This window comes from Agathobaculum sp., from assembly GCF_050946325.1.
Lineage (GTDB): Bacteria > Bacillota > Clostridia > Oscillospirales > Butyricicoccaceae > Agathobaculum.
Genome location: NZ_JBMNUP010000095.1, coordinates 1 through 7,274 on the forward strand (window position 1 = coordinate 1; position 7,274 = coordinate 7,274).

At 64.4% G+C, this 7,274-nt stretch carries 6 protein-coding genes and 1 pseudogene; all 7 read left to right on the forward strand.

Features of this window, described 5'->3' with window-relative positions:
• Positions 1-319: pseudogene (locus ACOYIE_RS07850) on the forward strand (precorrin-3B C(17)-methyltransferase); the annotation flags it as partial.
• On the forward strand, positions 316-1,521 hold the full coding sequence (gene cobK / locus ACOYIE_RS07855) for a precorrin-6A reductase (RefSeq protein ID WP_433412083.1): 1,206 nt from the start codon (positions 316-318) through the stop codon (positions 1,519-1,521). The pseudogene ACOYIE_RS07850 and the gene cobK, both read left to right, overlap by 4 nt.
• Positions 1,518-2,384: a hydroxymethylbilane synthase gene (gene hemC / locus ACOYIE_RS07860; protein WP_433412085.1), complete on the forward strand. Its 867-nt coding sequence runs from the start codon at positions 1,518-1,520 to the stop codon at positions 2,382-2,384. The genes cobK and hemC overlap by 4 nt, the downstream gene beginning before the upstream one ends.
• Positions 2,381-3,877, forward strand: coding sequence for a uroporphyrinogen-III C-methyltransferase (gene cobA / locus ACOYIE_RS07865; RefSeq protein WP_433412087.1), 1,497 nt, complete (start codon positions 2,381-2,383; stop codon positions 3,875-3,877). The genes hemC and cobA overlap by 4 nt, the downstream gene beginning before the upstream one ends.
• Positions 3,870-4,856 (forward strand): porphobilinogen synthase, encoded by a 987-nt coding sequence (gene hemB / locus ACOYIE_RS07870; protein WP_433412089.1) that lies wholly within the window; start codon positions 3,870-3,872, stop codon positions 4,854-4,856. The genes cobA and hemB overlap by 8 nt, the downstream gene beginning before the upstream one ends.
• The gene (hemL, locus tag ACOYIE_RS07875; RefSeq protein ID WP_433412090.1) at positions 4,856-6,151 is read left to right on the forward strand and encodes a glutamate-1-semialdehyde 2,1-aminomutase; all 1,296 of its coding nucleotides are present in this window, start codon (positions 4,856-4,858) and stop codon (positions 6,149-6,151) included. The genes hemB and hemL overlap by 1 nt, the downstream gene beginning before the upstream one ends.
• A 39-nt stretch (positions 6,152-6,190) precedes the next feature.
• The coding region (gene cbiT / locus ACOYIE_RS07880) for a precorrin-6Y C5,15-methyltransferase (decarboxylating) subunit CbiT (protein ID WP_433412092.1) at positions 6,191-7,274 on the forward strand (1,084 nt) is incomplete at its 3' end.

Sequence of the window (7,274 nt, forward strand, 5' to 3'; positions counted from 1 at the left end):
GCCGTGGGAGGTCATCGAAAAGCGGCTGCGCGGGGCGGCGATGGGGGATTTCTGCATCGCCCTGTACAATCCCGCGAGCAAAAAACGCACGGATCATCTGCGCCGCGCGTGCGACATCCTGCTCGAGCTTTTGCCGCCGGAAACCGTGTGCGGCACAGTGCGCTGCATCGGGCGGGAAGGGGAGTCGTATTCCCTGACGACGCTTGGCGCATTGCGGGAAACGGCGGTCGACATGCTGACAACGGTGTTCATCGGCAATTCGCGCACGCAGGTGATCGGCGGGCGCATGGTCACGCCCCGTGGGTACCGCGGCGTATGAAACTTGTGATCTTTTCCGGTACGAGCGAGGGGCACGCGCTGTGCCGCTTTGTCTCCGCCTGCGGCGGACAGGCCGCAGCCTACGTGGCGACGGAATACGGCGCGGCGGTGATGGAGCCGCTTTCCGGCATTACCGTACACGAGGGACGGCTGGATACGGTGGAGATGGCCGCGCTGCTCGACACGGATACGCTGCTCGTTGATGCAACCCACCCTTATGCTGCGGCTGTGACGGATAATCTTCGTGCTGCCTGCGTGCAAACCGGCGCGGAATATGCGCGCCTGCTGCGCCCCGCGCAACAGGCGGACGGCGTGACGGCCGTGCCCGATGCCGCGGCGGCCGCCGCGTGGCTGAACGCGCATCCGGGCAGGGTGCTGCTGACCACCGGCAGCAAGGAGCTGGACGCTTACACGGCGGTAGACGGATATCGGGAGCGGCTGTATGTGCGTGTGCTGCCCAGTGTGCCCGTGCTGCAAAAATGCGAGGAACTGGGTTTGACAGGCGCCCATCTGCTTGCCATGCAGGGGCCGTTTTCGCACGAGATGAACGCAGCCCTGCTGCGGCAGGTGCAGGCGGATATTCTGGTCACCAAGGATACGGGCAAGGCCGGCGGCTTTGCCGAAAAGCTGACGGCGGCGCGGGAGACGGGCGCGGCAGTGCTGGTGATTTCCCGTCCGTGCAAGGAGCGGGGCCGCACGCTTGCAGAAATGCAGCAATACCTGACCGCGCGGCTGGGACTGCGCCAGCCGGAACAGCCTGGGGTGCAGACATGGCCGCGTTTTCCGCTGTTTGTTTCACTGGTGAACCGAAAATGCGTGGTGTTCGGCGCGGGGCGCATTGCCGCGCGCCGGGCGGAGGTGCTGCGCCGGTTTGGCGCGCAGGTGCGTGTGATCGCACCGGAGAGCCGGTCTGATCTTGTGCCGGATGTACGGCGCGGCTACGAGAAAAGCGATCTTTCGGGGGCTTTTCTGGCGGTCGCGGCAACGGACGACCGGAACGTTAACCGGCAGATTACGCAGGACTGCGCCGCATGCGGGATTTTGTGTTCGACATCGGACTGCGCTGCGGAATCCACCTTTTTCTTTCCCGCGGTATGCGAGGGAAGCGGTTTGATTGCCGGGGTGGTATCCGACGGCACGGCGCATCAGAAAACTGCGGCGGCGGCAAAACGCATCCGCGCGGTATTGGAGGCGATGGAATGATCCGAATCGGCAGCAGGGACAGCCGCCTTGCCATCCGGCAGGCGGAGGAAGTGATGCGCGCGCTCGGGCCGGACTGCACGCTGGTCACGATGAAAACCACGGGCGATATGGTGCTCGACCGGACGCTCGATCAGGTAGGCGGCAAGGGGCTGTTTGTCAAGGAACTGGACCGCGCGCTGGCAGACGGCGAAGTCGATTTGACGGTACACAGCCTGAAAGATGTGCCGATGGAGCAGCCTGACGGTTTGCCGCTGGTGGCTTTTCCCGCGCGGGAGGACGCGCGGGACGCGCTGGTGCTGCCTGAAAACGGCATATGGGACAAAACCCGCCCGATCGGCTGCTCTTCCGCCCGGCGGCGGGTGCAGCTGGGCGGGCTGTTTCCGGAGATGGACGTACAGCCAGTGCGCGGCAACGTGCAGACCCGACTGGCCAAGCTGGAGCGCGGGGAATACGGCGCGCTTGTGCTGGCGGCGGCCGGTTTGCACCGGCTTGGGCTGCAAAACCGCATCAGCCGGTATTTTTCACCGGATGAGATGCTGCCGGCGGCCGGACAGGGCATCCTTGCGGTGCAGGGCCGTGCGGGCGAGCTGACCGAACGGGTTAAGCTTCTGGATGATCAGGATGCGCATGACTGTGCGCTGGCCGAGCGCAGCTTTATTAAAACGCTGGGCGGCGGCTGTTTTGCGCCGGCTGCGGCCTATGCGGAAGTGCGGCAGGACTGCCTGCACCTGCGGGGGCTGTATGTGACGGCGGATGAAAAAACGCTCGTGCGCGGGGCGCTGACAGGGGCGCGGCGGGATGCTGCCGCGCTTGGGCGCACGCTCGCTTTACAGCTGAAAGGACAAGCGGAGGGCATGCTATGACGGGAACCGTGACTTTGGTCGGCGCAGGCCCGGGCAGCAGGGCGCTGCTGACGCTGGCGGGCGCGGAGGCGATCCGCTGTGCGGATGCGGTGGTATATGACCGGCTGGTGGATACGGATATTCTGACGCTTATCCCCTGCGGCGCGGAACGCATCGACGTGGGCAAGCGCGCCGGCGCGCATCCCGTACCGCAGGAGGAGATCAACGCGATGCTGGTGCGGCTGGCGCAGGCGGGGAAAAATACCGTCCGCCTCAAGGGCGGGGACTGCTACCTGTTTGGCCGCGGCGGGGAGGAATGCGAATACCTGCACGCCCACGGCGTACCGTTCCGCGTCATCCCAGGGGTGACAAGCGCACTTGCCGCGCCGGCTTTTGCCGGTATCCCGGTAACGCATCGGGAGTACGGCTCGTCGGTTCACATTATCACCGCGCATGCGCGGGCGGGCAAAGAGCCGGAGATCGATTATCCCAGCCTGGTACGTCTGCGCGGCACACTGGTATTTTTGATGGGGCTTGCTGCCCTGGAGCAGGTGACGGACGGCCTGCTGGCGGCGGGCATGGACCCGCAGATGCCGGCGGCGGTCATTGAAAACGGCACGCGCGGCATACAGCGCAAGGTGGTGGATACGGTTTCCGGCCTTGCGGTGCAGGTGTGTGCGGCGGGGCTGCAAAGTCCGGCACTGATCGTCGTGGGGCGGGTGTGCGCGTGCAGCGACACGCTCGACTGGTGGACGGGGCTGCCGCTGCACGGCAGACGCATCGCCGTGACCCGCCCGCAGGAGCGGGCGGACGGTCTGGCCGCACGGCTGCGCGCGCTCGGCGCCGAGGTGATCGAAGCGCCGTGCATCGCAATCGAACCGGCATCAGAGCTGGAGCCGCTGCGCGCGGCTTTGGAAAACCGGTATGACTGGGCGGTGTTTACCAGCCCGGCAGGCGTTAAGGCGGCAGCCGATGCACTGCGCCGGCTGGGGCGCGATCTGCGGGCGCTGTATGGGATGCAGCTTGCCGCCATTGGCCGCGGCACCGCAGAGGCGCTGGCCGCCTACGGGCTGACAGCCGACCTCATCCCCGCGCAGTATGACGGCGCGCATCTGGCGGCGGCGCTTCTGGAGCGGCTGCCGGAAAATGGCGCCGTACTGCTGCTCCGCGCACGGCAGGGCGGCAAACTGCTGCCGGAGGCGCTGCGCCGCGCCGGCATGACCGTGGCGGATGTGCCGGTTTATGATACCGTGTACCGCTGCGGCAGGGCGGACGAGCTGCGCCGCCTGCTGGCAGAGGGCGCGCTCGACTATGTGACTTTTACAAGCGGCTCCACCGTGGAAGGGTTTGTGCGCGCCGTCGGGGACGCGGATTTTTCCGGCGTTACCGCGCTGTGCATTGGCGCACAGACCGAGGAGATTGCCAAACGCTGTCAAATGAAAACCATCACCGCAAAAAATGCCGCGATAGACGACATGATTGCGTGTTTACTGGAGGAATGTCATCATGTTTAACAATATTATCCGGCCGCGCCGTCTGCGCACCTCTTTGGGTCTGCGCAAAATGATGCGGGAGACCCGCATTTCCCCCGAAAGCCTGATCTGGCCCATTTTTATTGTGGAGGGTGAAAATATTTATCAGGAGATCCCCTCGCTGCCCGGTCAGTACCACTATTCGCCCGACCAGCTTTACCGCGCGGTGGAGCGCGCGCAGGCGCACGGCATTTCGCGCCTGATCCTGTTCGGCCTGCCCAAGGAAAAGGACGAAATCGGCTCGGGCGCATGGGCGGAGGACGGCGTGGTGCAGCAGGGTCTCCATCAAATCCGAAAACTTGCTCCGGATATGTATCTCATCACCGATGTGTGCATGTGCGAATATACCAGCCACGGCCACTGCGGCATTCTGTGCGGGCAGGAGGTGGATAACGACCAGACGCTGCTCCGTCTGGCGGAAATTGCAGTCAGCCACGCCCGCGCAGGCGCGGATATGGTGGCGCCTTCCGATATGATGGACGGACGTGTGGCGGCGATCCGTAAAGCGCTCGATGACAACGGGTTTCAGAATGTTCCCATCATGAGTTATGCGGCCAAATTTGCCTCTTCGTTCTACGGCCCGTTTCGCGATGCGGCAGGCTCTGCGCCTGCCTTCGGAGACCGCCGCTCCTACCAGATGGACTGGCACAACAGCAGGGAGGCCATGCGCGAATGCGCGCTTGATGTGCAGGAGGGCGCGGATATTCTGATGATCAAGCCGGCACTCAGCTATCTGGACCTCATCTGCCAGTGCCGGCAGCGGTTTGACCTGCCGGTTGCGGCTTACGCGGTTTCGGGCGAATACGCAATGGTCAAGGCAGCCGCAGCGCAGGGGCTGATTGATGAATACGGCGTGATGTGCGAGTCGGCGGTATCCATTTTCCGCGCGGGCGCGGATATTCTGATTACCTATTATGCGCCCGAACTGGCGGACGCCATCCGAAAGGGGGATATCGGCTGATGACGCAGTCTGAACAGCTTTTTGAGCGGGCGCAGAAGGTGCTGCCCGGCGGCGTCAACTCTCCGGTGCGGGCGTTCCGCGCGGTGGGCGGTAAGCCGCGGTTTCTGGTCAAGGGTCTTGGCAGCCATGTGCTGGATGCGGACGGGCTGGAATATATCGACTATGTCGGCTCGTGGGGGCCGATGGTGCTGGGACACAGCCATCCGGATATCCTGAAAGCGGTATACGACCGTATGATAAATGGTCTTTCCTTTGGTGCGCCGACCGCGCTGGAGGTTGAGATGGCCGAAAAAATGGTTGCCATGGTGCCGCATATTGAAATGGTGCGCATGGTGAACAGCGGCACGGAGGCGGTGATGAGCGCGGTGCGTCTGGCGCGCGGCGCGACCGGACGGGATAAGATCATCAAGTTTGAGGGCTGCTATCACGGACATTCGGACGCGATGCTCGTCGGCGCGGGCAGCGGCGCGCTGACGCAGGGCGAGCCGGACTCCGCCGGCGTGACCCGCGGCGCGGCGCAGGATACCCTGATGGCGCAGTATAACGACGTATCCTCGGTGGAGCGGCTGCTGGACGCCAACCCGGGGGCGGTGGCGGCGGTCATTGTAGAGCCGGTTGCGGCCAATATGGGCGTGGTGCCGCCAAAGGATGGTTTTTTGCAGAGCCTGCGGCATCTGTGCGACAGGCATGGCGCGCTGCTGATTTTTGACGAGGTCATCACCGGTTTTCGGCTGGCGGCTGGCGGCGCGCAGCAATATTTTGGGGTGCGCGCCGATCTTGTCACCTTTGGCAAAATCATCGGCGGCGGTATGCCGGTCGGCGCGTACGCGGGCAGCCGCGCGCTTATGGAGCAGGTCGCGCCGTGCGGCCCCGTGTATCAGGCGGGCACGCTGTCGGGCAATCCGGTGGCAATGGCAGCAGGATTGGCGCAGCTGCAAATTCTGACCGACCATCCGGAGGTTTACACGGTGATGGAAACATCGGCGCAGTATCTGGCAAACCACCTGCGCACGAGCGCGGCGCGGCATGGGCTGCCGGTGCAGGTCAATCAGGTGGGATCGCTGCTGTGTCCGTATTTTACGGAAACACCGGTGGACTGCTTTGCCGCCGCCAAAACCAGCGATACTGCGGCCTATGCCGCATACTTTAACGGCATGCTGTCGCGCGGCGTATATCTGGCGCCCAGCCAGTTTGAGGCGATGTTCGTCTCTTCTGCACACACGCAGAACGACCTTGCATTTACCGCACAGGCCGCAGATGAGGTGCTGGCAGATTTGGCGCAGCGTAAGGGATAACCTTGCAAGGCGGCAAGGGCATGGAAAGGGGACTGCGTGATGTCTCGTAAATTTGATATTATCGGCGCAGGACTGGGGTCGCCCGCGCTGCTGACTGCGGAAGCGGCGCAGGCGCTTGCAAACGCCGATTTGGTGCTGGCAGACCGGCGGCTGACTGCGGTCTGTCCGCAGGCGGAGGTGTGCGCGTTTGCCGAGATGGCGGCGCGCGCCGTGTCGAACGGTGCGCCGGCAACAGCGCTGCTGGTTTCGGGCGATGTGGGCTTTTTCAGCGCGGCGGGGCGTCTGCGCGAGCAGCTTTTGCCGTATGGAGAAGTGCGTCTGCTGTGCGGCCTGTCCAGTATGCAGTATTTTTGCGCAAAATGCGGCGTGCCTTACGATGCCCTTTGTGTGCGCAGCCTGCATGGACGGACGGGCAGTATCCTCGGCGCGGTCAGCTACCACAAGCGGGTATTTGTGCTGACCGGTGGGAAACAGAATGCACAGACGGTCTGCCGCGTGCTGACAGGGGCCGGACTCGGCGGACTGACCGTGCATCTGGGCGAAAACCTCGGCATGGCGGGCGAGCGTGTGCTGACGGATACGGCTTCGGCGCTGGCGCAGCAGCCCTGCGGCAGTCTGGCCGTTTTGCTGATCGAGCATCCGGCGGCGGCAAACGCATGCGAGCCGGTGCGCGACGCCATGCTGACGCGGGGGCAGGTGCCCATGACCAAGGAGGAAGTGCGCTGGGTCGCCGTCAGCAAGCTTGCCGTGCAGCCGCGGGATACGGTATGGGATATCGGCGCCGGCACGGGGGCAGTCACGCTCGAACTGGCGCGCAAGGCATCGGACGGCATGGTATACGCGGTGGAGCGGAACGCGCAGGCGCTTGCTTTGCTGGAAGAAAACCGCCGAAAACTCGGCGGGTATAACGTGCAGATCGTTTCCGGCGAGGCGCCTGCGGCGCTGGAAGACCTGCCCGCGCCGGACTGCGTTTTTGTCGGCGGCAGCGGCGGCAGCATGCGTGATATTCTGGCATTGGCGCGGGAGAAAAATCCCGCTGTGCGCGTGGCCGTGACCGCCATCGCACTGGAGACGCTGCACGCAGCGCGTCAGGCGCTGGGGGCGCTCGGCTTTGCGGAGATTG

What these genes read in the sequence shown, in the direction of transcription:
- hemL (WP_433412090.1), top strand. Translation starts at nt 4,856, where the DNA reads ATGACGCAGTCTGAACAGCTTTTTGAGCGGGCGCAGAAGGTGCTGCCC.
- hemC (WP_433412085.1), top strand. Translation starts at nt 1,518, where the DNA reads ATGATCCGAATCGGCAGCAGGGACAGCCGCCTTGCCATCCGGCAGGCG.
- hemB (WP_433412089.1), top strand. Translation starts at nt 3,870, where the DNA reads ATGTTTAACAATATTATCCGGCCGCGCCGTCTGCGCACCTCTTTGGGT.
- cobK (WP_433412083.1), top strand. Translation starts at nt 316, where the DNA reads ATGAAACTTGTGATCTTTTCCGGTACGAGCGAGGGGCACGCGCTGTGC.
- cobA (WP_433412087.1), top strand. Translation starts at nt 2,381, where the DNA reads ATGACGGGAACCGTGACTTTGGTCGGCGCAGGCCCGGGCAGCAGGGCG.